At 60.2% G+C, this 25977-nt stretch carries 22 protein-coding genes; 6 read left to right on the top strand and 16 right to left on the bottom strand.

Going from position 1 to position 25977, the window contains the following annotated elements; genetic code table 11:
- Nucleotides 1-73: 73 nt before the first annotated feature.
- Nucleotides 74-2317 (bottom strand): NADP-dependent isocitrate dehydrogenase, encoded by a 2244-nt coding sequence (locus tag QPL95_RS05440; RefSeq protein ID WP_303289985.1) that lies wholly within the window; start codon nucleotides 2315-2317, stop codon nucleotides 74-76.
- Nucleotides 2318-2483: 166 nt separating this feature from the next.
- Here QPL95_RS05440 and QPL95_RS05435 point away from each other — a divergent pair, with 166 nt between their 5' ends.
- Nucleotides 2484-2813 carry a hypothetical protein gene (locus QPL95_RS05435; protein ID WP_303289984.1) on the top strand — a complete coding sequence of 110 codons (330 nt, stop codon included), beginning with the start codon at nucleotides 2484-2486 and terminating at the stop codon, nucleotides 2811-2813.
- Here the strand turns inward: QPL95_RS05435 and QPL95_RS05430 are convergent.
- From QPL95_RS05430 to QPL95_RS05400, 7 genes are all read right to left on the bottom strand, one after another.
- On the bottom strand, nucleotides 2784-4772 hold the full coding sequence (locus QPL95_RS05430) for an acetoacetate--CoA ligase (RefSeq protein WP_303289983.1): 1989 nt from the start codon (nucleotides 4770-4772) through the stop codon (nucleotides 2784-2786). The genes QPL95_RS05435 and QPL95_RS05430 overlap by 30 nt on opposite strands.
- 16 nt (nucleotides 4773-4788) lie before the next feature.
- Nucleotides 4789-5568 (bottom strand): 3-hydroxybutyrate dehydrogenase, encoded by a 780-nt coding sequence (locus QPL95_RS05425; protein WP_199457726.1) that lies wholly within the window; start codon nucleotides 5566-5568, stop codon nucleotides 4789-4791.
- Nucleotides 5569-5626: 58 nt separating this feature from the next.
- On the bottom strand, nucleotides 5627-6997 hold the full coding sequence (locus QPL95_RS05420; protein WP_199457725.1) for a TRAP transporter large permease subunit: 1371 nt from the start codon (nucleotides 6995-6997) through the stop codon (nucleotides 5627-5629).
- Nucleotides 6998-7014: 17 nt separating this feature from the next.
- Complete coding sequence (locus QPL95_RS05415; protein WP_353886052.1) at nucleotides 7015-7542, bottom strand: TRAP transporter small permease subunit; 528 nt, start codon at nucleotides 7540-7542, stop codon at nucleotides 7015-7017.
- A gap of 170 nt (nucleotides 7543-7712) precedes the next feature.
- On the bottom strand, nucleotides 7713-8798 hold the full coding sequence (locus tag QPL95_RS05410; protein ID WP_303289981.1) for a TRAP transporter substrate-binding protein: 1086 nt from the start codon (nucleotides 8796-8798) through the stop codon (nucleotides 7713-7715).
- 320 nt (nucleotides 8799-9118) lie between these two features.
- Nucleotides 9119-10531 (bottom strand): sigma-54-dependent Fis family transcriptional regulator, encoded by a 1413-nt coding sequence (locus tag QPL95_RS05405; RefSeq protein ID WP_303289980.1) that lies wholly within the window; start codon nucleotides 10529-10531, stop codon nucleotides 9119-9121.
- Between the two features lie 21 nt (nucleotides 10532-10552).
- Complete coding sequence (locus QPL95_RS05400) at nucleotides 10553-10909, bottom strand: DUF6164 family protein (RefSeq protein ID WP_199457721.1); 357 nt, start codon at nucleotides 10907-10909, stop codon at nucleotides 10553-10555.
- Between the two features lie 83 nt (nucleotides 10910-10992).
- On the opposite strand from QPL95_RS05400, the gene QPL95_RS05395 reads away from it, so the two are divergent.
- The 4 genes from QPL95_RS05395 to QPL95_RS05380 are packed head-to-tail and all read left to right on the top strand — an operon-like array spanning nucleotide 10993 to nucleotide 15492.
- Entirely contained in the window at nucleotides 10993-12405 is a 1413-nt protein-coding gene (locus QPL95_RS05395) for a DUF2868 domain-containing protein (RefSeq protein ID WP_303289979.1), read from the top strand.
- Nucleotides 12402-13832, top strand: a complete 1431-nt coding sequence (locus tag QPL95_RS05390; RefSeq protein WP_303289978.1) for a GTPase/DUF3482 domain-containing protein — start codon at nucleotides 12402-12404, stop codon at nucleotides 13830-13832. Before QPL95_RS05395 ends, QPL95_RS05390 begins: the two co-directional genes overlap by 4 nt.
- Nucleotides 13833-13882: 50 nt before the next feature.
- Nucleotides 13883-14278, top strand: a complete 396-nt coding sequence (locus tag QPL95_RS05385; protein ID WP_022990468.1) for an ectoine synthase — start codon at nucleotides 13883-13885, stop codon at nucleotides 14276-14278.
- 11 nt (nucleotides 14279-14289) lie between these two features.
- The gene (locus QPL95_RS05380) at nucleotides 14290-15492 is read left to right on the top strand and encodes a CynX/NimT family MFS transporter (protein ID WP_303289977.1); all 1203 of its coding nucleotides are present in this window, start codon (nucleotides 14290-14292) and stop codon (nucleotides 15490-15492) included.
- 164 nt (nucleotides 15493-15656) lie between these two features.
- On the opposite strand, the gene QPL95_RS05375 is transcribed toward QPL95_RS05380, so the two are convergent.
- The gene (locus QPL95_RS05375; protein WP_303289976.1) at nucleotides 15657-16832 is read right to left on the bottom strand and encodes a type III PLP-dependent enzyme; all 1176 of its coding nucleotides are present in this window, start codon (nucleotides 16830-16832) and stop codon (nucleotides 15657-15659) included.
- A gap of 182 nt (nucleotides 16833-17014) precedes the next feature.
- Nucleotides 17015-17833 (bottom strand): RimK family alpha-L-glutamate ligase, encoded by an 819-nt coding sequence (locus QPL95_RS05370; protein WP_303289975.1) that lies wholly within the window; start codon nucleotides 17831-17833, stop codon nucleotides 17015-17017.
- A gap of 151 nt (nucleotides 17834-17984) precedes the next feature.
- Between QPL95_RS05370 and QPL95_RS05365 the strand changes: the two genes are divergently transcribed.
- Nucleotides 17985-18356, top strand: coding sequence for a DUF6746 family protein (locus QPL95_RS05365; protein WP_303289974.1), 372 nt, complete (start codon nucleotides 17985-17987; stop codon nucleotides 18354-18356).
- Between the two features lie 11 nt (nucleotides 18357-18367).
- On the opposite strand, the gene hrpB is transcribed toward QPL95_RS05365, so the two are convergent.
- The 6 genes from hrpB to QPL95_RS05335 form a co-directional block, all read right to left on the bottom strand.
- Nucleotides 18368-20842 (bottom strand): ATP-dependent helicase HrpB, encoded by a 2475-nt coding sequence (gene hrpB, locus QPL95_RS05360; RefSeq protein ID WP_303289973.1) that lies wholly within the window; start codon nucleotides 20840-20842, stop codon nucleotides 18368-18370.
- A 388-nt stretch (nucleotides 20843-21230) separates the two neighbouring features.
- A complete protein-coding gene (locus QPL95_RS05355; RefSeq protein WP_303289972.1) occupies nucleotides 21231-22433 on the bottom strand; it encodes a YbfB/YjiJ family MFS transporter in 1203 nt (400 codons plus the stop codon).
- Nucleotides 22434-22526: 93 nt separating this feature from the next.
- Nucleotides 22527-23192 (bottom strand): SCO family protein, encoded by a 666-nt coding sequence (locus tag QPL95_RS05350; protein WP_303289971.1) that lies wholly within the window; start codon nucleotides 23190-23192, stop codon nucleotides 22527-22529.
- A gap of 49 nt (nucleotides 23193-23241) precedes the next feature.
- Complete coding sequence (gene cyoE, locus QPL95_RS05345) at nucleotides 23242-24162, bottom strand: heme o synthase (protein ID WP_303289970.1); 921 nt, start codon at nucleotides 24160-24162, stop codon at nucleotides 23242-23244.
- Nucleotides 24159-25220: a heme A synthase gene (locus tag QPL95_RS05340; protein ID WP_303290387.1), complete on the bottom strand. Its 1062-nt coding sequence runs from the start codon at nucleotides 25218-25220 to the stop codon at nucleotides 24159-24161. Before QPL95_RS05340 ends, cyoE begins: the two co-directional genes overlap by 4 nt.
- A 76-nt stretch (nucleotides 25221-25296) precedes the next feature.
- A complete protein-coding gene (locus QPL95_RS05335) occupies nucleotides 25297-25938 on the bottom strand; it encodes a hypothetical protein (RefSeq protein ID WP_303289969.1) in 642 nt (213 codons plus the stop codon).
- Between the last annotated feature and the right edge of the window lie 39 nt (nucleotides 25939-25977).

The raw sequence follows: 25977 nt of genomic DNA, 5'->3' as shown, positions 1-25977 counted from the left end.
AAAAACCGGCAGGCCAGGGGCCTACCGGTTTTTCAACAGTGCCGGGGTTAATCCCCCGGCTTGAAGCCTGGCTTTAGCTCACGGATGCCTGAGCATCGGCGAGGATCTTGTTGAGCGTAGCGCTAGGTTGCATTACCTCAGAGACCTTGTCTGCCGGCGCATGGTAGTAGCCACCAATATCCGCCGGATGGCCCTGCACCAAAGTCATTTCTTCCAGAATTTTGTCCTTGTTCTCTTCCAACTGCTTGGACAGCTTGGCGAAGAACTCTTTCAGTTCCTTATCTTCATCCTGATTAGATAGCTCTTCCGCCCAGTAACGGGCCAGGTGGAAGTGCGAACCCCGGTTATCCAGCTCGCCGGTAACGCGGGACGGCGACTGGTTGTTCTCCAACAGGCGCTCAGTAGCCTTGTCCATGGTCTGGCCGAGCAGGCGCGCACGCTTATTGCCATGCTTCTCGCCCAGCTCGTCCAGAGACACCGCCGTGGCCAGGAACTCACCCAGTGAATCCCAGCGCAGGTGGTTTTCCTGAACCAGTTGCTGCACGTGCTTGGGTGCGGAACCGCCGGCACCGGTCTCGTACAGACCACCGCCGTTCAGCAGCGGCACGATGGACAGCATCTTGGCGCTGGTGCCCAGCTCCAGAATCGGGAACAGGTCGGTCAGGTAGTCACGCAGCACGTTGCCGGTGACGGAAATGGTATCCAGGCCACGGATCAGACGCTCCATGGTCCAGCGGATCGCGCGAACCGGAGACATGATGTGGATTTCCAGGCCTTCGGTGTCCAGCTCTGCCAGGTACTTCTCGACCTTCTTGATCAGCTGGGCATCGTGGGCGCGCTCGTCGTCCAGCCAGAACACCGCAGGCATACCACTGGAACGGGAACGGTTAACCGCCAGCTTGACCCAGTCTCGGATCGGCAGATCCTTGGTCTGGCAGGCACGCCAGATGTCGCCCGGCTCAACGTTGTGCTCGGTCAGCACAGTGCCGTCTTCAGCCACCACACGAACGATACCGGCTTCCTTGATTTCGAAAGTCTTGTCGTGGGAGCCATACTCTTCGGCCTTTTGCGCCATCAGGCCGACGTTCGGTACGGTGCCCATGGTGGTGGGATCAAACGCGCCGTGGGTTTTGCAGAAGTTGATCACTTCCTGATAAATGGTGGCGTAGGTGGACTCGGGCATCACTGCCTTGGTGTCCTTCAGCTTGCCGTCACGGGCCCACATTTTGCCGGAGTTACGAATCATCGCGGGCATGGAGGCGTCGACAATAACGTCGCTCGGCACGTGCAGGTTGGTGATACCTTTAACAGAATCGACCATGGCAATTTCAGGGCGGTGCTCGTAGCAGGCGTGCAGGGCTTCCTGAATTTCTTCCTGTTTGGACTCCGGCAACTGCTTGATCTTCTCGATGACGGAAGACAGGCCGTTGTTGGGATTCACACCAATTTCGTTGAACAGCTCACCGTACTGGTCAAACAGCTCTTTGAAGTAGACTTTCACCGCGTGACCGAACACGATCGGGTGAGAGATTTTCATCATCGTGGCTTTGACGTGCAGGGAGAACATCACGCCGGTCTTTTCGCAGTCCGCAATGGCATCTTCGAAAAACTTCACCAGAGCGTTCTTGCTCATGTACATACCGTCGAGCACTTCGCCTTCCTGCAACGGCAGGTCGGCTTTCAGTACGGTCTGTTTGCCCGCCTTGTTTTCAAACACGATGCGGGCGTTGGTGGCCTTGTCCAGCGTGACTGACTGTTCGCTGGAATAGAAGTCGCCACCGCGCATGTGCGCTACGTGGGTACGGGATGCAGGGCTCCACTCACCCATGGTGTGCGGGTATTTGCGAGCAAAGGCTTTCACGGCCGCCGGGGCGCGACGGTCAGAATTGCCTTCACGCAGTACCGGGTTGACGGCGCTGCCCAGCACTTTGGAGTAGCGTGCGTGAACGTCTTTTTCTTCGTCGGTTTCCGGGTTTTCTTTGTACTCGGGCAGTTTATAGCCCTGCTCGTTCAGCTCTTTGATGGCGGCACGCAGCTGTGGGATTGAGGCTGAGATGTTCGGGAGCTTGATGATGTTGGCGTCAGGGTCTTTGGTGTATTCGCCCAGTTCGGCCAGGGCGTCCGGTACGCGCTGGTTTTCTTCAAGGTAGTCCGGGAAACCGGCCAGGATACGCGCCGCAAGGGAGATGTCGCTGGTTTCGAAATCAATGCCAGCCGGCTTGGCGAAGGTTTCCAGGATGGGAAGCAGTGACCGGGTGGCGAGGGCGGGGGCTTCGTCGGTCAGTGTGTAGACAATCTTGGATTTGGAGTTGCTCATTTTCGTCCTCAGGCAAATGGGTGGGTTCAGGACGGTCATGGCTGGGTTGGGCGTCTTGTGAACGTCCGACCGGGGCAATGACTGATTCGGAACTTTTGATAGACCTACTAAGATAGCATTTTTTCGAAATTTTGGGTTACGATCTTAGTATAAGAACGGACTAAAAATGCCTGATCTTCGGTTACAGGACGATGAAAAGGCTGGAATTTACGAAACTTTCTATCATTTGTCAGGTGTGGTGACAGCGCGGCAGGGGCAGGGCTTTCCAAAACACGCTGTGACTACTTCCCTGTACGCTCTGCTCCGCCATCCATGGCTCCGCAAGGTTTTGGAAAGCCCTGCCCCTGCCACGCTCGCAACCCTGCTCGGGGCGTCCGTTTTTGTCGATTCAGCTGGCGTGAATACGGGCATTTTGTCGACAAAGTTACCCGCATTCACGCCGATCGCCGTTCACTTTCGATCAAAATCAGCCTGGCAACAAGCCCACTTCAGCTAACCGATCCCGAATCTGATCCAGCGCTTCCGGGTTACCCAGGGCATCCCGGTTATCGGCTTTTTGGGAACCGTTGATCAGTCGCGCCACCGCCAGTTCCACTTTCTTGCCGCTACGGGTGTAGGGGATGTCAGGCACTTCGACGATGTGTTTGGGCACATGCCGGGGGCTGGCGCCTTCGCGGATTCGGGTTTTCAGGGTTTTGACCAGGTCGTCGGTGACACGCTGGCCGTCGGCGGGGACGACGAACAGGACCACTTCCACGTCGCCGTCGATCTGGCGGCCGACCACGAGGCTGTCTTTAACCTCGCTGATGGTTTCCACCTGGCGGTAGATTTCGGCGGTGCCGATTCTTACGCCGCCGGGGTTGAGGGTGGCGTCGGAGCGGCCGTAGATGATGGCGCCGCCGTGTTCGGTGAATTCGATGAAGTCGCCGTGGGCCCAGACACCGGGGAAGCTGTTGAAGTAGGCGTCTTTGTAGCGTTCACCGTCCGGGTCCTGCCAGAAGCTGACGGGCATGGAAGGCAGCGGTTGGCGACAGACCAGTTCGCCACGGCCGTCGCTGACCGGTTGGCCGTGGTCGCCGTAGGCGACGGCATCGACGCCCAGGAAACGGCACTGGATTTCGCCTCTTCGTACCGGCAACAGCGGGGTCGATCCTACAAAGCAGCCGCAGATGTCGGTGCCGCCGGCGATGGAGCCGAGCAGCACATTGGGGGCGCCATCGCTGTAGACCCAGTCGTAGTCTTCCGGCAGCAGCGGGGAGCCGGTGGAGAAGACCACGCGCAGGTGGCTCTGGTCGAGGGTTTTCGCCGGCTGCAGTTCGGCTTTGCGGCAGCCGGCAATGAAGCGGGCGCTGGTGCCGTAGTGGGTAACCCGTTCTTTGGCCACGGTTTCCCACAGGAAATTGAGGTTCGGGTAACCCGGGGAGCCATCCACGGTGATCACGGCAGCGCCGGTCATCAGGGCAGAGGCCTGCCAGTTCCACATCATCCAGCCGCAAGTGGTGAAGTACAGGAAGCGGTCGTCCGGGCCGACGTCGCCGTGGAGCATGAGTTCCTTGGCGTGATTGATCAGCAAGCCGGCGGTGCCGTGCACGATGCACTTGGGTTTACCGGTGGTGCCGGAGGAATAGAGGATGTACACCGGGTGATCCGGATCGACCGGGGTGAACGAGGGCGCCTGGCCTTCACCGGCTTTCAGGGCGTCGTCCCAGGTGGTGACCAGCTCGCCGGGAATCGGGGCTTCATCCGGTAGCTGGGCAATGCTGACCACCACTTTCAGGGATGGCAGGCCGGCGATCAGCTCGGCGAAGTCGTCTTGGCGCGCGAACACTTTGCCGCCATAGCCGTAGCCGTTGACCACAATCAGGGCTGAGGGTTCGATCTGGCCAAAGCGGTCGTTGATGGCGCCAATACCGAAGTCCGGGGAGGCGGAGCTCCAGATGGCGCCCAGGCTGGTGGCCGCGAGCATCCCGACCAGGGCTTCATAGCCGTTGGTGACCACGCCGGCCACGCGATCGCCCTTCTGGATGCCCTTGCTTCGCAAGAAGGCTTCCAGCGCGCCGGCGTCGGCTTTCAACTCGGCATAGGTTTTGCGCAGGACCGGCCGGGTTTCGCAGTAGGCCACCACGGCTTCTTTATGGGCATAGTCGCCATCTGCCAGCCGCAGCAGATTGGCGGCAAAGTTCAGCTTCATGCCCGGGAACCATTCCGCGCCGGGCATCTCGCGATTACCCAACACGCGCTTGGCGGGGGTGTCGCAAACCAGGCCACAGTAATCCCACACCTTCTGCCAGAAAGTATCCAGCTCGGTGATCGACCACTGATGCAGGGCGTGGTAATCATCAAAGGGGCCAAAGCCCTGTTGCTCCAGCCAGGCCTTGAACTGGCCCATGCGGGAACCGGTGAGGGTGTCCTGGTCCGGGGTCCAGACAACCGGTGATTGTTCTGTGTTGCTCATCCGTCTCTCCAGAAAATTACTGCATATGCCAGCCGTGGCTGACCACGATCGACTGGCCGGTCAGGGCAGCGGACGGGAAGGCGGCCAGATGCACTGCCAGCTCCGATACGTCTTCCAGGGTGGTGAACTTGCCGTCCACGGTGTTCTTGAGCATGACCTTGCTGATCACTTCTTCTTCGGAAATGCCCAGCTCTTTGGCCTGCTCCGGTATCTGCTTGTCCACCAGCGGTGTGCGCACAAAGCCGGGGCAGATGATGTTGCTGCGTACCCCATGCTCCGCACCCTCTTTCGCCACCGCCCGGCACAGGCCCAGCATGCCGTGCTTGGCGGCCACGTAGGGGGCCTTCAAGGGCGACGCTTCCACCGAGTGTACCGAGCCCATATAGAGCATAGTACCCCCACCTTGGGTGTACATCTGCCGCAGTGCGGCCCGGGTCACCAGAAAGGCGCCGTCCAGGTGCACGTTCATCACCTTGCTCCAGTCGGCGTAGGCCAGCTTGTGCACCGGGTCGATGTGCTGGATACCGGCATTGGCCAGGGCGACATCGAGCCTGCCCCAGTGTTCAACGATGGTGGCCACACCCTGGTCAACCGCCTGTTCGTCGGTGACATCCATGGCAAGGGCCAGGGCCGTGCCGCCGGCCTGTTCAATGGCCGCTACGGTGTCGGCGGCGCTTTCGAGGGTCAGGTCCGCCACCGCCACCCGGGCCCCTTCGCGGGCGTAATGTTCAGCAATGGCGCGGCCAATGCCCCGGCCGGCGCCGGTAATCAGGGCAACTTGATTGTGAAGACGCATGGTCACAATCTCCTTTCAGGATTGGAATTGTTATTGGAATCCGCAGGGGGGGGGCTGGTCAGCCCCCTCCGTACACCTCGTTGGGCAGCCAGGTGGCCAGCGGTTCGAACCAGAACACCAGCGCCAGCGCCAGCAACTGCAGGGCGATAAATGGCAGCACGCCGAGATAGATATGCCGGGTAGTGATGCCGGGCGGGCACACGCCCTTGATGTAGAACAACGAGAAGCCCACCGGCGGCGTCAGGAACGAGGTCTGCAGGCAGATGGCGAACATGATGGCGAACCACACCGGCTCCACGCCCATCTTGAACAGCACCGGCGCTACCAGCGGCAGGACGATCAGGGTAATTTCCACCCAGTCCAGGAAGAACCCGAGCAGGAAGGTGATTAACAGCACGGTCAGCAGGACCCCGGTGGTGCCAAAGGGCAGGCCGGTGATCGCGCTTTCAATGACTTCATCGCCGCCCAGCCCCCGCAAAACCGACGCGAACACCGTGGCACCGATGAAGATGCCGAAGATAAACGCCGAGGTACGACTGGTCTGATACAGGGATTCTTTCAGGGTGGCCATGTCCAGACGCCTGCTGACAAAGGCCATCAGCAACGCACCGCCGGCACCCACCGCAGAGGCTTCTGTGGTGGTAGCAATACCAAAAAAGATCGAGCCCAGTACCGCAATGATCAGCACCATGGGCGGCAGCACCGCTTTGAGCACATCCAGCCAGGCCCGGGCGTTGAGGGGCTCCCGATTTGCCGGCGCGGGTGCCAGGTCTTTTTTAATGAACGAGGCAATCAGAATGTACAGAATGTACATCGCGCCCAGCATTACACCGGGGATCAGCGCCCCCATAAACAACTTGCCCACGGATGCGTCGGAAGTGCCCAGCCGGTCCGCCATCAGCACCAGCATAATGCTGGGCGGCACCAGAATACCCAGGGTACCCACAGAACAGGCGGTACCCACGGCCAGGGATTTGTTGTAGTTGGCCTGCATCATCGGCCCGAGGGACAACATGCCCAGCAACACCACCGAGGCACCAACAATACCCGTAGATGCCGCCAGCAACACGCCCACGATCACCACGGTGATAGCATAACCGCCACGCAGCGGGCCCAGCACGCGCACCAGGCTGTGCATCAGTTTCTCGGCAATGCCGGAGCGGTCCAGCATGATGCCCATGAAAATGAACATCGGCAGCGCCACCATCAATTCATTGGCGACAATGCCGTAGATTCTGGCATCCAGCACCCCCATGGTGCCTTGCCAGGTAAACCAGAGCGGGGAGTCGAAATACTCCACCATCACGTGTCCGACAATGGCGAACACAAGACCAATACCCGCCAGTGACCAGGCTACCGGGAATCCCAGCAGCAGGAGCACCATGAAGCTGGCGAACATGGCGATAACAAGAATCGCTTCTACACCCATGACGTCTGCCTCGTTATTCAGGGATTGGGATGGCCGGTGGACCGGCGATCGTCGTTCGGAGGGGTGACCGCCCTGGGGAAGCCAAACAACAGCGTTGTGCAGCGGGTCGCCCTGGAAAGCAGCGCCAGCATCACGAAAGCCAGACCAAGCGGCAACATGCTCTTGAAGATAAACCGGTAGGGCAGCCCACTGGGTGCCTGGGATCGTTCGTTGTAGGTCCAGGCCGTCCAGGCATAGGGCACCAGGGCATCAATCATCAGGTAGATCACCGGCAACGCCAGTACAACAATGCCCAGCAGGTCGATCCAGGCCTGCGCCCTGGGCGAAAACTTTTCTTTCAGCACGTCTACCCGGACATGGTCATCCCGGACCACGGCGTAGCCGAGCGTCAGCATGGTGGCGATCCCGAACAGGTGCCACGACAGTTCCTCCAGAGCAATGGAGCCCTGCGACAACGCATACCGCGAAAATACGTTGATGAGCACAACAACGAGCACACCAATCCACAACCAGGAACTCAGGCGACCCACGGCCACCACCAGCATGTCCAGCCGCCAGGACAGCCCGTTGGCAGGCAATTCGATATTACCGGGGGCCGTGGATTGACTGCCCACAGACGTATTGGAATCCGTCACAATAACCTCGATTTATTCGTACGCAGGAGGGAGTTGCAGGCAGCGATCTAGCGCTGCCTGCTGCGATCATCATCCGCTGATCAGTCGTACTGATAGAAATCCCGGGGCAGGTAGCCCTTGGAGTGCCAGATGGAGTGATGTTCCATGAAGTCTCGCTGGCTGGTCAGAACCCGCTTGAACATCGGGTCTTTGGCTGCGATCTCGTCCAGCACCTCGTTGGTGACCTTCTGCAATTCCCGCAGCACGGGCTCTGGCAGGGTCTGGGCGCTCACACCTTCTTTCTCGTAGTCGCGCAGTGCGGTTGGCTGGGCCCACTCGCTCTGGGCAAAGCCCTTGAGCGTGGCAGACTCGCACCCCATCTCCACCAGTGCGCGGGTTTTGGGTTCCAGCTTTTCCCAGGTGTCCTTGTTCACCAGCAGGTGGGAGGTGGTCAGAGTCTGGTGCCAGCCGGGCATGATGTAGTTCTTGATGATCTGGTCCAGGCCCAGCATCTTGTCGATGGCTGGCTGGGAGAACTCGGTGGCATCAATGGTCTTGCGCTCCAGAGCCTGGTAGATCTCGCCGCCGGGCACCATGGTTACAGAGGCGCCCAGCTTTTCCAGGACCTTGCCGCCAATACCGGCAAAGCGGATCTTCAGGCCGTCAAAGTCGTCCACACCTTCGATGGGCTGGGCAAACCAGCCGGCACCCTCAGGCCCGATGATCGAACAAAGCATCGGGTGAATGTTGCGCTCGGCGTAGATTTCTTCCAGCAGTTCCCGGCCATCGCCCTCGTAGTACCAGGCCAGATACGCCGGTGGCTCCATGTTGAAAGGTGCACCGGAGTAGAGCGGCAGGGAAGGAATAGTGCCCTGGTCATAACCCACCCAGGTGTAACCGGCGGGGTACTTGCCACTGCCCACGGCGTCCATGATCTCGAACGGCGGCACCAGCTCGCCGGGCTCGTAATAGCGCAACTGAATATCGCCACCGGAGATCTGCTTCAGGTTTTCACTCAGATGTTTGACCGGCGTCGTCAGGCCAATCAGGTGCGAAGGAAAGGCGAGGGGAACCTGCCAGCGAACTTTCTCGGCAGCCAGCGCGTCGCTGCTGGCCAGGCTACCGGTGATGACGGCAGCGGCGGTAATGCCATAGGCAAGGCGAGAGACATTGAACTTGATCGACATGAACTGGATCCTTCTTTTTGTTGTCATCGACCTCCCGGCACAGGGCTGGAAGGCGAGTCTGAATAGGATCAGACAACGCAGGAAAACCTGACTGACTCGGTTTGGGTCCAACAATGGTGCGTCAGTTTGTTTTCAAGCGTTGTTCTGACGTCCTGCATCCGGATAACAGCACTCGTTGTGCCAAATAACACAACTGCATGATATTAAAGAGATTAGGACGTCAAACGGGAATGAACAAGAAAACAGTTGTCCGAATATCAGGACACTTCTGGCTTCAGGTCGTAGTTATATGTCCTGAATTTCGGACAACTGTCCGGATTTCAGGACATTCTGGCCAGTTTTTCGTACAGCACAGAGCGGGAAATCCCCAGCAACCTGGCCGCCCGCGTCCGGTTGCCACGGCACACCAGCAGAGCTTCTTCGATGGCATGGGCTTCCGCCTCGGCCATCACCCGGGCCAAAGGCCGAACCCGGCGCAACGACATGCGTGGTTCGGGCCCCGAACTGGCTGCCGGCAACACCTTGAAAATCGATTCGGCATCGAGCAGGCCATCATCCTCACTCATGGTCAGGGCCCGTTCCAACAGGTTACGCAATTCCCGAATATTGCCGGGCCAGTCGTAATGGCCCAACGCGGCAATGCCCTCGTCGGTGATTTCACCGGGCAAGCCCTGGCCGTCGCAGATATCACCCAGCAGCGCCTCACACAGCACCCCCAGGTCCACCAGCCGATCTCGCAAAGGCGGTATCGAAATCTCGAGTACATTCAGCCGGTAATACAGGTCCGACCGGAAGCTGCCGTCGGCGATCATGGCGTCAAGATTGCGACTGGTCGCGGCAATAACCCGCACATCCACCGGGCTGACGGTGTTTGAACCCAGTGGCTCAATCTCCCCCTCCTGCAACGCCCGCAACAGCTTGGCCTGTAACGGCAAAGGCATATCCCCCACCTCGTCCAGAAACAGGGTGCCACCGTTGGCGAGCTGGAACTTGCCCTCCCGGGTGCGTTTGTCTGCGCCGGTGTAGGCCCCCGGTGCCACACCGAAAAATTCGGCCTCCAACAGGTTTTCAGGCACCGCCGCCACGTTAACGCCGACAAACGGCTTGTGGGCCCTCGCGGATGCCGAGTGAATGGCCTGGGCCAGAACCTCTTTACCGGTGCCGGTTTCGCCCAGCAGCAATACCGGCACGTCACGACCCGATGCCAGCCGGGCCCGGCGCTTCACCTCAAGGGCTTGCGGGCTGGCCCCCACAAAGTCCGTCAGGTTGTAGCGGGTGCCCCGGGATTTTTTGGCAAGCGCCTTGCGGGCGGCGGCCAGATCCTGATGCAGCCTGCGGAACTTGGCCACCAGAGGCGTCAGTGGCTGCAAATCGTCGTAGAGCACAAAGGCGATGGCGCCCACGATCTTGCCGTCATCGTCCTGTACCGGTATGCGTGTCACCACCAACTGCTGGTGATTATGTTCCATGATGTCCAGCAATAGCGGCTTGCCGGAGGCGACCACCTCCGGCATTCGGGTATGGGGAATGATCCGGCGGACATCCTCGCCGATGGCAACCGACGGGGCCGGCAACTGCAGCAAATCGGCATAGCTCTGATTAATCCAGGTGATCCGGTTGTCCGCATCAATGGCAATCGCGCCGGCGCTGGCCTGCTCGAACATCGGTGCCAGCGCATCGATCAACTCCCGGGTCAGTCCGGTTTTATGATTATCTGAAAACAGCTGGGTCATAGACGGCGCACCGGTACCAGGCTAGAGACGAATGAAAGGTAGCAGGCTCAACGCCAGAATAGCCGCCACTGCAATCACAGCGGCCACGAAAGTGACCGGCCGTTGGCGGAACTGGAACCAAAGGCCGGTTTCGCCCCGCGCACACCGGGCCTGATATTCCCGACGCCGGGTGGCCAGGCGCTCAGCCTGATAGCCGTCCAGCAGAGCCCGGGCCCGCCGGGCCTCGTCATCATCATGCACCCAGAAACCGCCCATGCTGATGCCCCAGCGGCTGGGTGGCGTTTCGTAATAGCGCACATCGTGCTCGTCAAACAGGGCACGAATGTCCTCGGCTTCGTCATCCGGCACATTGCGCAGGTTCATCAGGTGATGGGGCATAGGGCTTCCCGGCTGGCTTCATGAGCGTTATTGGCTATATCCTAGCAGGAAAGCAAATCCGACCGAATTCATCAGGACACTGCATGAGCCACAACCCCCTTCGTCTGCTGCTGGATTTTGATGACCGCATCCAGCGGGACAGGGATCAAGCCCCTGCGTTTTTGCACCGCCGGGACCGGCGTTTCGCCCTGGACTGCGAGCAACAGGGCACCCAGCCCGATGCCGCACACTGGCTGGCACACATGCAGCGGCTCAGTGGCCCCGGTGGCGTGCGTGCGCAGGGCCGGGCGCTGCAACAGCGCTGGCGCCGTATCAATGGCGGCTTTGCAGCAGCAGGGGCGGTGTTCGGCATAATCACCATGGCCGGCCTGTTGTTCTACGATGGCGGCCAGCGCATCAATGTCACCGTACTGCTGGCGTTTGTTCTGCTGCAATTGTTGCTGGCGCTAGCCACCACCGTGCAATCCCTGGCGGGCTGGCAGCCCTGGCGCTGGCTGCAACGGCGGCTGCAAAAGCAGCCGCCCGGCGCCACCGTCGCGCAGCTGCACCCGGTTTTGATGGCCAGGGCTGCCCACACCGGCGGCACCCTGTTTGCCATAACCGGCCTGATAACGCTGCTGATAATGCTGGTTATTCAGGATCTGGCCTTTGGCTGGAGCACCACACTGGATACCGCGGCTCAGGGATATCACCGGCTTATCCAAGTGGTTGCCGGACCGTGGAGCTGGCTTTGGCCTGCGGCCGCGCCCTCCCAGGAACTGATCGACGCCACCCGATTCTTCCGCGCCGACCCGGGCAGTGCCGGCACCGCGCCGGCACAATGGGGGCAGTGGTGGCCCTTTGTGGTCATGCTGTGGCTGACCTGGGTGCTAATGCCGCGCCTGCTATTACTTGCCTTCAGTCAGTGGCTGGTCCACCGCAAGGCGTTCAGCCTGCTGCAACGCCACCCGGGCATGCAGGCGCTGCTGTACCGCATGGAAACGCCGACGCTGGACACCGGCAACCAGCACAACGATGCCGACGATCTGCCCGACACCACCACCCGCGCCAAACCCGGCGAACTCCAGGACGCGCAACATCTGGTCTGCTGGGCCGGTGCCGGTGATCCGGAATTGCCGCAGCCATTGCTGGCCAGTAACAGCCGGATTTACAAAGCGGGGGGACGGTCCTCACTGGCCCAGGACGACCAGGTGCTGGCAACGCTTACCCAGGCGCTGTCCGGGGAAACCTCACCCGCGGTGGTACTGATCACCCGCAGCTGGGAGCCACCTACCGGTGAACTCCATGACTTTCTCGATCAGGCCCGGGAACAGTGGCCAGCCGGCACCAAAATCATCCTTCTGCCCCTTGCCGCGGACGCCAACCGAATGCCGCCAGACCACCTGATTCAACCCTGGCTGCGGTTTACCGAAAGGCTACCGGCCGGCTTTGCCTCCGTGGCCCTGATGCCTTCGTTACCGGACAACCCCTATCAAACTGGACATCCACAATCATGAAGCCGTCTCCGGTATTTGCTGTGGTAGGCCATCCCAACAAGGGCAAATCCAGCGTTGTGGCGACCCTTTCCCAGAACGATGCCATCGCTATCGCCCTCGAACCGGGCACCACCCGCGCCCATCAGGCCTACCCGTTATCCGTGGATGGTCGCACGCTCTACACCCTGGTGGACACCCCGGGTTTCCAGCGACCACGGCGGGTGCTGCAATGGCTCAAAGCCCACAGTCTATCGGCCTCCGATCATCCGGACACGGTAAGGGCCTTTGTACTCCAGCATCAGGGCGATGACCGCTATATCGACGAGTGTGAATTGCTGGCTCCGATTATCGAGGGTGCCGGCATCATCTACGTGGTGGACGGATCGGTTCCCTACAGTGCCGAGCACGAAGCCGAAATGACCATTCTGCGATGGAGCGGCCGGCCCAGCCTGGCGTTGATCAACAGCATTGGTGCCGACGACTACAGTGACACCTGGCAATCGGCACTCGGTCAGTTCTTCCAGGTTGTGCGCAAATTCGATGCCGTTCGCGCCCCGTTCGAGCAACATCTCAGCCTGTTACGGGCCTTTGGTCAGCTCGAACCGGACTGGGAGCAACCTCTGCAACAGGCCACGCAGCTGCTGTCAGAACAACGCAGCCAGCGCCGGCGCCAGGCTGCCAGCGTGATGGCCCGGGCACTGGAAGACCTGATGAGCTACCAGGAAAAACGCACACTGACGCTCGACCAGGTTGCCGGCACCAGCGATGCCACCCTGGCCGAAACCTTGAGAGACCGCTGGTATAAACGCCAACGACAACGGGAGCAGACCCTGCGCGTGGACATCGAACACCTGTACCAGCATCAACGTATCCGGCGCCAGGAAGCCGAACTGCAATGGGCCAGCCAGCACGACCTGTTTTCCGAAGACACCCGCAAACACTGGGCTGTGAGCAAGCGCTACCTGGCCACTGCCGGTTTCGGTGCCGGAGCCGTTGGCGGTGCGGGGATTGATGCCATGACACTGGGCTCCTCTCTGGGGGCAGGCGCCCTGGTCGGCGGCTTACTGGGCGCTGCCGGCAGCTACTTTTACGGCGACCGGCTGCTGTTGCCGGCGCTCAACATCGGACCCTTAAAAGATGGCCTGAAAGCCGCCACCTTCGGCCCGGTTCAAGACAGTCAGTTCGGCTATGTGGTACTGGGGAGAGCCGTCGATCACTGGTGGCATATCAACCACCGCAACCACGCCGGGCGGGATCTGCTGGAACTGGAACCGGCGGACCATCACTGGCTGGAACGGCTCGACAAAAACGCCCGCCGGGAGATCCAGAAAGCGTTCGACCGATGCCGGAAACAGGGCGCTCTAAGCCCTGCTCAAAAACAGAATTTCGCGCAGGCAATCGAGCAGGCCATGTCGGTATACGACGATTGGCGGTTGAATCGCGACTGACGGGCATGTTTATACTGTATGGCTATTCCATCACCAAATGAGGAATGCGAATGAAAATCGTACGAGTGCAAGACATTATCGGTACCGAGCGCGAAGTCAGCGCTCAACAATGGACCAGTCGTCGCCTGCTGCTGAAAAAAGACGGCATGGGTTTCTCGTTCCACGAAACCATTATCCCCGCCGGCACCGAGCACACCTTCTGGTACAAGCACCACCTGGAAGCCGTTTACTGCGTAGCCGGTAACGGCCGCATCAAGGACCTCGCCACTGGCGAAGTGCACGAAATTACCGACGGCACCCTGTACGCCCTCGACAAGCACGACCGCCACACGCTGTACGGCGGCACGGAAGACATGCGCCTGATCTGCGCCTTCAATCCGCCGGTCACCGGTCAGGAAGTGCATGATGAAGACGGCGCCTACCTGCCGGACACCAGCGAAGACTGATTCGCCGAACCGTGGCAATTGATCACGCCGCGCACACGCCGCCACCGCCAGCCAAGCTGCTGCCGGTGGCGGTGCTGCTTTGGTTGGCCGGTGTCTATCTCAGAATCCCGGTTCTGGTCGCGCCACCTCTTGCGCCCTTTATCAGTGACGAACTGGGCCTGACCCAGGCTCTTACCGGCGCACTTACAACCCTTCCTATTCTGATGCTGGCCGTTGGCGCCATGCCCGGCTCGCTTGCCATCTCCCGCATCGGCCCCCGTAATACCCTGGCCCTGGCCATGCTGATCATGGTGATCGGCTCCGCCGGCCGCGGCCTGGTGCCCGACACAGCCACCCTGATGGTGGCCAGCGCTGTGATGGGCTTCGGCGTAGCCATGATGCAACCAGCCCTGCCGGCCCTGTTACCGCGCTGGCTAGAGCCGCATCACCTGGCCATCGGTTCGGCCATCTACATGAACGGCATGCTGATGGGGGAATTTATCGGTGCCGGCATTACCCTGCCAGTGCTCATGCCGCTTCTGGAAAACAGCTGGCGTGCTGCACTGCTCGCCTGGTCCTTACCGGCATTATTAGTGGCCGCAGCCCTGTTCCTGCCCAAACGAGACTTGGCCCGCCCGGTACGCCGGGGCGCCTGGCTGCCCGACTGGCAAAACCCACTGACCCTGCGTATCGGCCTTCTGCTGGGCCTGTCCGGCTCCATGTTCTTCGGCCTCAACGCCTACATGGGCAACCTGCTGGAGCAACAGGGCAACATCACCATGCTCTCGGAAGCCCTGTTCTGGTACAACATCGCTCAGGTATTCGCCTCGCTGGTGATGCTGAAAATGGCCCGTCGGTGGGTCGGCCGCAGAACCCTCATTGTTATCATGGCAACCCTGAGCCTCCTCGGCACCACCGGCACCGTCTTCCTGGAGGGCTGGTGGTTCATCGCCAGCGCCACCTTTATGAGCTTCGTCGCTGGCATCCTGCTCATCCTTCTGGTCGCCCTGCCGCCCCTACTCGTCAGCTCCGCTGAAACCGGCCGACTCTCCGCCGGCACCTTCCTGGTTGGCTACACCCTGGCATTCTCCGTGCCCATGCTCGGCGGCCTGATTGCCGACCACACCGGCGACACCCGCCATGCCGTCATGGTGATGGTCGGATACGCTCTGCTGGTGCTGCCCCTGGCCTTCACCCTGGACCTGAAACGAAAAAAGGACCAGCCCGAAAGCTGATCCTTTGTTTCCTTCCAATATCCAACAGCCGTGCCGGCTCCCCGCAAAGAGCTAGCAAGCCGTGGGGCGGGGGTGAGCTTTCCGCCGGAAAAAAGATGTCTGAGCGAAGCGAGTTGTTTTTTCCAGAGGAAAGCTCGCCCCCGCCCTGCGGCTGGACTCCGAACTTAGATGTAGTAGTCCTTCAACGGAGGAAACCCGTTAAACTCGATGGCACTGTAAGTGGTGGTATAAGCCCCGGTAGAAAGCCAATACATACGATCGCCAATCGCCAGATTCAACGGCAACGGATACTTATGGTGCTCATACATGATATCGGCACTGTCACAGGTCGGCCCGGCAATCACACAATCCTCGCCCTCGCCAACCTTCTCCGTCCAGATCGGAAACTTGATCGACTCATCCAGCGTCTCAATCAGCCCCGAAAACTTGCCCACGTCGGTAAACACCCATCGGTGCAAAGCGGTACGGGACTTCCGGGAAATCAACACCACCTCGCTCACCAACACACCGGCATTGGAAATCAGCGACCGGCCCGGCTCGATAATAATCTCCGGCAGATCATCCCCGAAATCCTCCTGCAGGAAACGGGCAATCTCCTCCGCATACACACTCAACTCATTGGTCCGGCTGATATAGTTGGCCGGAAAGCCCCCGCCCATGTTGATCATCTTCAACTCGATGCCGTCTTCTTCCTTCAGGCGCTCGAAGATTACCTTCACCTTGCTCAACGCCGCATCCCAGGCACCGATTTCCCGCTGCTGGGAACCCACGTGGAAGGATACGCCATAAGGCACCAGGCCGAGATCACGGGCCAGAATCAGCAGATCCATGGCCATATCGGTCTGACAGCCAAACTTGCGAGACAGCGGCCAGTCTGCCGTCAGCGTGCCTTCGGTCAGAATCCGCACATACACCTTCGAGCCTGGCGCCGCCTTGGCAATATTGCGCAGATCCGCCTCGGAATCCGTGGCAAACATCCGCACACCCTTTTCATAGAACGTGCGAACGTCCTTCGCTTTCTTGATGGTGTTGCCGTAGCTGATACGGTCGCCAGTGACACCCAGCGACATCACCTTGTCCAGCTCATACACCGAGGCAATATCAAAGTTCGCCCCTTTGTCCCTCAGCATGGTCAGAATCTGAGGTGCCGGGTTCGCCTTCACCGCGTAATAAACCTTCGCATACGGGAATCCGTCCACCAGTTCATCGTACTGGCGGTTAATCGTGGCGGTATCAATCACCACGAACGGCGTTTCCTTTGTTTCGGAAAACTCTTTGATCCGTTTGAACGTCTCGGCGTCGTAGTAATCAGCGATGTTGGCGTTGGCGACTTCGGTCATGGGTGGTGTGTCCCTCCACAGGGCAAACGGGCAATAAAAAAGGCACCACAGCACGGCTGTAGCACCCATGAGATTTCGCGATCATCAGGCTTTTCCCTGGCTACCGCAAATGCGCAAATATACCCATAAATCGGCCCGAAAAAACCGGGCTTTCAGCACAGATTCATCATCGGCTTTCAGAGCTAGACAGCCACCGGCCAAAGCGGTGTAGGTTCTGTCGGGCCTTCCGGATTCCGGGGCTGAGTATGTTGTTGCAGGTAGTCCAGAATGGCGTCTTTCAGATCGCTACCTTGCCCCAGGCCCTGATTGCCAAACAAACGGTTGAACTCCAGTACAAAAGGGTAGCCCTCAACCAGCGCAATATCAAAGCCGGCGTGATCGACATCCAATTCCCGCGCCAGCCTCAACGCCAGATCTGTCACCACCTTTGGTACCTCACTGGTGTCTATCTGTCCGCCTTTGGCCACATTGTTATAGAAACCCTGTTCGGCCTGAGTACGCCAATAGGCCGCCACAACACGGTCACCCACAACCACCACCCGCGCATCCCGGTCGATGGGCAAATATTCCTGAACGTACAGCACATCAGTGCGATCGCAGTAGCGCAGCCAGTCCTCTCTGGACTCAATCAACCACACGCCGTCACCCATACTGGCCTTCGGCAGCTTGGCAACAAACGGCAGGGCCATGTTGTTCCAGAGCAACTCCCGCTCCTCCGGCCCATTGCCTTCAATCATCGTCCAGGGAGTGTGCTCGGGCGCGACCGTCTGGAAAGCACGGGTCATCTCGATTTTGTCGTGCCCAATCCGATAGCTGGCCACGCTGGGGAATACCCGGCACTTCAGCCCGTGTACCAGGGCATTTAACTGCCAGTACTCCGGGAATAAAACCCAATCCGCCTCTTTTAGAAGTTCCTTGTGACGCTGGAAATGCTCCGGTTTGAGCACGGTGGTGTCGGGGAAACCAAGAGTACGAAACACGTTAAAAGACACAAAGTGCATGGCGGCTACCGCACAGATAAAAGTGGCCGCATTTTAACCAGCTTCCGATAACTGGCAAGCGTTATTTCATCCGTAAATTGACCGATCTCATGGCCGCTTAATACGATAGTAGTAATAATTCTCATTAACTTTTATCGAATAGGAAAACGCCATGAATACTACCCTGAAACTGACGACTGCCGCTGCAGCCTTGATCTTCGCACTGCCAACCTTCGCCGATGACAAGTATGAGCATTTCAAAGGCGAGCCGTCGAAGACGCTCGAACAGGCGGTCGCCAATTTCTCTGAATACAACAACCGGCTCGAAAGGGTGCTGGCCGGCGAACTGACACCGGAGACCATGAACGAAGTGCACCAGCTGACCTACACTCTTGAGAACGCGCTGGGTAAGCTGGACAGCGAGCTTGCAGACATTGCCGAACGGCTGGAGAAAGTCCACAAGGCTTCGGAGCATGCGGATCCCGGCACCGTAAAGAAACAGGGCATGGTGTACCTGGATAAAAGCCAGACGATTGTGAAGTAACCTGAGGCAAGCTACCTGGCAGGGCGCTTTTTGGTGCCCTGCTGAGCTTCGGCCGTCAACGGATCTTCCGGCCAAGGGTGTTTGGGGTAGCGGCCGCGGGTGTCCTTTCGGACACCTGGGTAGGCGTTCTGCCAGAAACTGGCGAGGTCCGCCGTTACCGCCAACGGCCGCTGCGCCGGTGACAGCAAGTGAATCACCACCGGCACCCGGCCACCGGCCACCCGGGGCGTTTCTGTCCAGCCAAACAGTGCCTGCAGCTTGGCCGCGAGTACCGGGCCGTTGTCGGCGCTGTAATCCAGGGTTACGTTCTGGCCGGTGGGAATGATCAGGGATCGGGGCGCCAGCTCTTCCAGTTGCTGTTGTTGCGGATAATCCAGCAGAGAATTCAGGGCCTGGACGAGGTTGATGCTGGCCAGGTCTGACCAGCGCTTCATGCCTGCCATAAAAGGCGCCAGCCAGGTCTCCAGAGTCTCCAGCAAGGCCTGGTCGCTGACCTCCGGCCAGTCGCCGGGAAACTGCGCTGCCAGCAATCGCACCCGGGCAACCCACTGGCGGGCACCCGGATTCCAGGGCAGGCTGTCCAGCCCCTTGCGGCGCACCGCATCCAGCAAACCCTGCTGGATCAGCTCCGGGGCTACCTGTTGCAGGGGCTTTTCCGCCAAGATCAGGGCACCGAGTTTACGGACTTTGCGGGCCACCACGGTGCCACGCTTGTCGTCCCAGAGCGCGTCTTCCCGTTGTTCAATGTGCGCGGCAAGATCCTGCTCCAGCTCCATCAGGTCTACCGGCGCCGCCAGGTACATCGTCGCTTCGCGGGCCTTGCCATCCAGGTCTGCCGCCACCAGCCACTCCTGCCGGGCCAGCGGGTCTTCATCCCGCAATACCGCACCCTTGCCATTGCTGAGCTGGTAACGGGGCGTTGTGCCCGGTCGGCGGCGGGCAATACGGTCCGGATAGGCCTGGGCGAGCACCCGGCCGACTTCAGTTTCTGCCGGTAAATCCAGCACAAACTGGCCCCGACACAGCCGCTTCGCCGCCTGCTGAACCGATTTCAACCGGGCGATATCCAGCCCCCGGTGACCGCGCTCGCCCCGCAGCACCCGAATCCGTTCATGCAGATCGGCCCCTGAGCCCAGCCCCAGCAAATCCCGCTCTTCCAGCAGCGCCGCCAGCTCTGCCGCCAGCTGACCCAGCCCCAGCGCACGGCCCTTGATCACCATATGGGCCAGCCGCGGATGCAGGCCCAATTCCCGGGCAGCCTTGCCGTGGTCGGTAATGGCGCCCTCGGCATCCAGCAAATCCAGCCACTGCAATAACTCTACTGCCTGCTGCCAGTGCGCCTTCGGCGGTGCATCAATCCAGGCCACCTGCTCCGGCGAACGGGCACCCCACTGGGCCAGCTCCAGCACCAGAGGTGCCAGATCCGCCTGTTGAATCTCCGGCGGCGTGTAATCCGCCAGCCCGAACTGCTCTGATTCACTCCAAAGCCGATAACACACCCCCGGCTCAACCCGCCCGGCCCGGCCCTTACGCTGCTCGGCAGAAGCCTTCGACACCCGGCCAGTGACCAGCCGCGTCATCCCGCTGTTCGGATCAAACACCGCCCGACGCTGCTGGCCGGCATCAATCACCACCCGCACGCCCTCAATGGTCAGACTGGTCTCGGCAATGGCCGTGGCCAGCACAATCTTGCGGGTGCCATCCTGCGCCGGAGAAATCGCCAGGTCCTGCTCCTCAGATTTCAAATTGCCATACAGCGGCGCCAGCACCACGTTATCCGGCAACTGCCCCGCCAACTGCTGCGCCACCCGCCGAATCTCGCCAGCCCCGGGCAGAAACACCAGCAGGGAACCGGTCTGCTCCCGCAGCGCCTCCTGAACCACCGCCACCACCTGGTCCACAACCCGGCCATTACGGGGCAAGGGCCGGTACATCACCTCCACCGGAAACGCCCGTCCCTCAGAAGTAATCACCGGCACATCCCCCAACACCCGGGCAATGGGCGCGGTGTCCAGCGTGGCCGACATCACCAGCAACCGAAGATCCTCCCGCAACGCCTGCTGACTCTCCCGCACCAACGCCAGGCCCAGGTCGGCCTGTAACGAGCGCTCATGAAACTCATCAAACAACACCGCAGCATAGTCTTCCAGCATCGGGTCGTTCTGAATCAGGCGCGTGAGAATACCTTCGGTAACAACCTCAACCTGCGTAGCCCCGGATACCTTGGTATCCAGCCGGGTCCGATACCCCACCGTCTGCCCCGGCGCTTCCCCCAACTGCTTCGCCATGTACCGTGCCGCCGACCGGGCCGCCAGCCGCCTCGGCTCCAGCATCAGGATCTTCCGGTTCTCCCGCCACGGGGCATCCAACAGAGCCAGCGGAACCCTCGTCGTTTTACCGGCGCCCGGTGGGGCCTGCAGCAGGGCTGTGGTGCCCTCGTTCAGGGTTTGCTTGAGCTCTGGGAGTATGGCTTCTATTGGGAGCATGGGGTTTGGTTGGGGTTGGCCTGTTGGTTTCGGGGGTGGCGCGGGGGGCGTTTTAGTTTTTTGGGCGAAAAAGAACTCGCTGCGCTCAGACACCTTTATTCGACCAAAAAACTAAAACACCCCCCACACCCTGCGTAACTTTAAGGGTATCTCAAGAGTTTACTAGGGTCTGTCTTGGGTTAATCCGTTTTGCCTTTTGCGTCAGCACTGATTCTTTCAACCAAAAAGTCTTTTAACCCAGCGGAACCGCCGTGGTCAGCTAGAGCGGGGTGGTGGGGTATTTTTTTCCGCCGGAAATGAATGTCTGAGCGCAGCGAGTTTCATTTCCAAGGAAAAAAATACCCCACCACCCCGATCAATCCCCCACAACCAACAGTCTGGGGCCACATCAAGACCGCGAATGCCATACCTCAGGCCGGGGCACAAAGAACGCGAACACCAGGCCAAACACCAGAGCCGCGACACCAATACCAAAAGCGGACACCAGAGTACCGCCACCATCGAGCCACTGCTTGGTCAGCCACGGCCCGACCATCTGGGTGAAGCCGTAGAGGGCCACCATGGCTGCGGACAAACGCGGGCCTTGATGGGGGTGGAGGGCCCGCCCGATGCGCTGGGTGAGGAGCACGGTGCCCAGAAAGGTGCCGCCGACCAGAACGGCGCACAACACCAAGCCAACAGCTCCGGGCCAGAGCACCGCTGCCAGCACACCGACCAGCTGGATCACAAAGTTGAGCCGCAAGGCTGGTAAGTCACCCATTCGTGCGCCGAGTTTATTCCAGAGCCAGGGGGCGGGGATGGTGAACAGAGCCACCAGAACCCAGGTGCCATCGAGCAGAAAGTGGCCGTCCGGCAATTCGATCTTGGCCAGCAGCGGCAGGAAGGTCATCGGCAAAATATAGCCCAAGCCGGCGCCTGCGTAAGCCAGAAACAGCGGGATGCTGGCGCGGTCAATCAGGGGAGTGTTAACAATGGCCTGGCCCGAATCGTCGTGCTCGCGCACCGGTACGTCCAACCTGCGCAGTTGCACCACACCCCACCAGGCGAGGGGGATCGACACCAACGCTGCAGGCCACCAACGTTGGGCGCCTTCAAGAAACTCGGCGGTGCCGGCGACCAGGCCGCTGGACACCAGCAGGCCCGCACCCACCCCAATGTAGACCAGGCCACTCATACTGGCCCGGTTGCGCAGCACCAGCCATTCCAGGATCAGCGCCGGGGCCTGTACGAACACTACACCGTTGGCCACACCATTCAGCCAGCGGGTGGCGGAGATCACGGTGAGCTGGTCAGTTTGGGTCATCACCAGCGTGGTGACCACATGCACGGCCAGGAACAGCGGCAACATTATGCGAATCTGGTCTATCCGGTGCCAGCGGATGGCCAGCATGGCGCCCATCAGGTAGCCCAGGTAGTTCCAGGTGGCGACCGCGGCGCCGTCGGGGGCACTGAACTGGTTGTCGGCCACCAGATAGGGCAGCAACGGCGTGAAAATAAACCGGCCAAGGGCATGCACCACCAGTAACACCAGGCTGCCGGCAAGCAGTACGGTAAAAAGCTGTTTGGGAGGGGTACAGGGTGTCGACGTCATGATGGCTGCCCGGCGTTGGGTGACTGATTATCCAGAGCCGGGCATTGTAAGGGAGCTAACGGGTCTTGTCAGTGGGACCTTGGCCGAAGGCGGTCAGGTTCCGGAAGCCCGGGGGTGGTTTGCCTTCGCCCATTGATAAATCTGCCCGAAGGCTTCTGCCAGTTCCTGCGGCTTGTGCGGCGGCTGGATCAGCGCCTGCAGTTTGGCCTCCGGATTGAGCAGCGCGAAGTGGCCACTGTGGTCCACCAGTAACTGGCCATCGACCTCCCGGTGCACAAATACCGCGCTGACACTTTTAGCCACCGCTCTCAGTGTGTCCAGATCGCCGGTCAGGCCATGAAAATTTTCTCCGAAAAATCCGGTGTAGGCTTTCAGTTTTTCCGGAGTGTCATGTTCCGGGTCTGCCGTGATCAGCAGGTAGTCTGGCTGAGGCAGTTCGGCCGACAGCAGGTTGTTGGTCTGGCGCAGGTTGGCCATGGCCGCCGGGCAGATGTCCGGGCAGTTGGTGTAACCCACAAACACAAAGGTCCAGCGGCCTTTGAGGTCTTCCCGGGTGACAGTTTTACCCTGTTCACTCGTCAACGTGAACTCGATGAGCTCCCGGGGCTGATCGTACACATAGGTGTTGTACTGGCTCAGGTCTGGCGCTGGCACCGGCTCATCACTGGCCAGAAATACCTGACGGCCGATGGTCAGGCCAAACACCAGTGCAACCAGCAGAAACAGAGCAAAGAGCGTAATGCGTAACGACCGCCCCATGGGGCCTCCTGTTCAGGTTAAGTCAGCCTGCTTCGGATGCCACAGGCGCTCAGAAGAAGACAAAATGATCCACCAGCAACACCACAAACAGCGCCATCAGATAGGTGATGGAATACTTGAACGTATCCATGGCCACCCGGCGGTCATCGCCCTTCAGCAAACGGATGGCGTACTGCAGGAATCGCAAGCCTAGCGCCAGGGCCCCGATCAGGTAAATACCGCCAGACATACCTGTGACAAAAGGTAGCAGGCTCACCGCCAGTAGCATCAGGGTGTACAGCAGGATGTGCAGCTCGGTGTATTTGTTGCCATGGGTGACCGGCAGCATCGGAATGCCCGCCTTGGCGTATTCTTCCTTGCGATGAATGGCCAGCGCCCAGAAGTGGGGTGGGGTCCAGGCAAAGATGATCAACACCAGCAATAGCGCATGGCCGTCCACCTGTCCGGTGACCGCAGTCCAGCCAAGCAGTGGCGGCATGGCGCCGGCGAGGCCACCGATAGTGATGTTCTGGGGTGTGGCCCGTTTCAGGAACAGGGTATAGACCCCCGCGTAGCCCACCAGTGACGCCAGGGTGAGCCAGGCGGTCAGTTCGTTCACCTGCCACATCAGCACGATCATACCGGCAGCAGCCAGCACGACGGCAAACAGAATGGCGTCCAACGGCGCAATCCGGCCGGTGGCGACGGGCCGCTTGCGGGTACGGGCCATTACGGTGTCGATCTTTTGATCCACTACGTGATTGACCACCGCCGCGGCGCCGGCCAGCAGGGCAATACCCAGGTTACCAAACAGTAGAATATCCCAGCCAGGCACGCCCGGAGCGGCCAGCAACATGCCAATCACGGAGGTCAGAATCATCAGGGCCACCACCCTGGGCTTGGTCAGCTCCAGGTAGTCCCGCCAGGAGATCTGTGTGGATAAGGGTTTTGCAGCTTGCTGGGCCGGCAGCGCTTTGACTTGCTCGCTCATGCCGTTACCTCCCGGTTTAGAGTTGTTGTGTGGGATACGGTGGATGGGTGTGGTTGCGGCAGTTGATGATGCTGCCAGATCAGATGAATCATCGACAGCAACAAGCCGGCGCCCATGGCGTTATGGGCCACCGCAATCGCCAGCGGAATGTGCAGCCAGACATTGGCCAGGCCCAGGCCGATCTGGATCGCTAGAGCAGCAGCAACCAGCCTCACACTGCTATCCAGCCCGCTGTCTTGCTTCTGCTGCCACAACCTGACCAGCAGCAGGCCCAGATAGATCAGCACCACCAGCGCGCCCAAGCGGTGGGTAACGTGGATGGCTACCCGACCATCGGCGGTCAGTTGGCCGCCAAGATAATTGGGCCCGACGTGCTGAGTCACATCAAAACCATGGCGAAAATCCATGCCCTGCGGCCACCACTGTCCCTGGCAGGTGGGCAAATCGGTACAGGCTACCGCAGCGTAATTGGCGGCCGTCCAGGCGCCGAGGGCAATCTGCAGGACCACCAGCAACAGGCCGCCATACAGCCAGGGCCTGAGCTTCGTCAGCGTGCGGGGCACGGTCAATGCCCGGCTTGGCCGGTTCTGGCTGCGTTTGCGCAATCTTAGCGTCAGCAACAGCAGTAGACTCAGGGTGGTAAAGCCGCCCAGCAGGTGCAAAGCCACCACCTGTGGCCAGAGTTTCAGGGTGACGGTCCACATGCCGAAGGCGCCCTGCAAAACGATAAAACCGGCAATGAACAGAGGCAGCTTCACCGGAACGCCCTGCCGGCGGTGCCGGATGGCCGCGATGGCCAGCCCGAACACCACCAGGCCCAGGGTGCCTGCCGCATAGCGATGAATCATTTCCGGCCAGCCTTTGGCCACATCCACCGGCGTTTCCGGGAACCGGGCGTTAGCGATGGCGATGCTGGTTTCGCTCTGGGGAACGGTCAGAAAGCCATAACATCCAGGCCAGTCCGGGCACCCAAGGCCAGCATGTACCAGCCGGGTCCAGGCGCCCAACATGATCACCACCACGGCCAGGCAACACGCCAGCGTGGCCCAGAACGCCATTCTGCGGGCGATATTGCCAGACAGAGTGCCGGCCAGAGTCGGTGCGGATGTCTGCTGCACAGAGAGGCCCTCCCGGTCAGCCAATCTGGGAAAGCTTCAAGAGCTGTTTGATATCTTTCAGCATCTGTTTGCCGGTGTGTTCAGAGCCATAATGCATCATCACGTTGCCGAACGGGTCTACCAGCAATATACGGGGTTCTGCCGCCGGGTTGACGCCCTCAGGCAGCGCGGGAGCCCCGCCTGGCGCAACGCGCAGCCGCTCCATCAGGCGGTACTCCTCGCTCCAGCGAGCCTCCAGGGCTGCTGGCGTAGACGCCAGCCAGGCGGCCCGGCTCACCCGGGGCGCGTTCTTACCCAGCGCAATGTTGACCTGACGGGCCAGATACAGCAGCTGTTCACAGTCCTCAGCGCAGGTGCCGGCGGTTACCAGCATGAGCCAGTTCGGGTCCACCTTGTCGGCACCAAAGCGGTCCGCCAGGGGCACACCCTCAAGGGTTTCAAGGTTCAGGGCTTGCACTGGCACCGCTGGCTGCACCAGTTGGCCCTGATTGGTGTGGCCCACCGGGTTTAACCAACCGGTGTAGAACATGATGGTGGCAAGCACCATGGGCCCAAAGCCGACAGCAAACAGTAATAGGGCTGTGCGCCGGCCACGACGGGTTTGCTCGGGAGTGGGTTGGTCACGCCTGATCACGGAGTCAGCCGTTGTCGTTGTCATTATCGGCTCCTGCCTTTCGGGTCTTTCGTTGGCACGCTG

Source organism: Marinobacter sp. SS5-14b (assembly GCF_030541005.1).
Classification (GTDB): domain Bacteria; phylum Pseudomonadota; class Gammaproteobacteria; order Pseudomonadales; family Oleiphilaceae; genus Marinobacter.
This window is presented reverse-complemented; position numbering and strand designations above follow the sequence as displayed.